At 58.2% G+C, this 244-nt stretch carries 1 protein-coding gene; it reads left to right on the top strand.

What is annotated here, in order from left to right; all coding sequences use genetic code 11:
- Nucleotides 1-14: 14 nt before the first annotated feature.
- The coding region (locus QN347_RS20685) for a hypothetical protein (protein ID WP_416350922.1) at nt 15-244 on the top strand (230 nt) is incomplete at its 3' end.

Below are 244 nucleotides of genomic sequence, written 5' to 3'. Positions count from 1 at the left end.
GCCTGGCACAACTGATGGGTGGCAGCATCACACTGGTCAGTGCTCCGAATCAAGGAAGTTGCTTCACCCTGTCACTGCCAATAGAACTGCCGAGCAGCGCCGCTGCTGCAACGCTGGCCGAGCCTGGCGATAGCAGCGCTACGACGCAAGCCTTGCGCCGCTTGCGCGTGTTAATCGCCGAAGACAATGTCGTCAACCAAACCTTGATTCTGACCCTGCTGGGAAAACTCGGGCATCAAACCAC

The organism is Sphingomonas sp. 10B4 (assembly GCF_035019905.1).
GTDB classification, from domain to species: domain Bacteria; phylum Pseudomonadota; class Alphaproteobacteria; order Sphingomonadales; family Sphingomonadaceae; genus Sphingomonas; species Sphingomonas glacialis.
The sequence above is the reverse complement of the archived record's forward strand: the minus strand, read 5'-3'. Positions and strand labels throughout refer to the sequence as shown.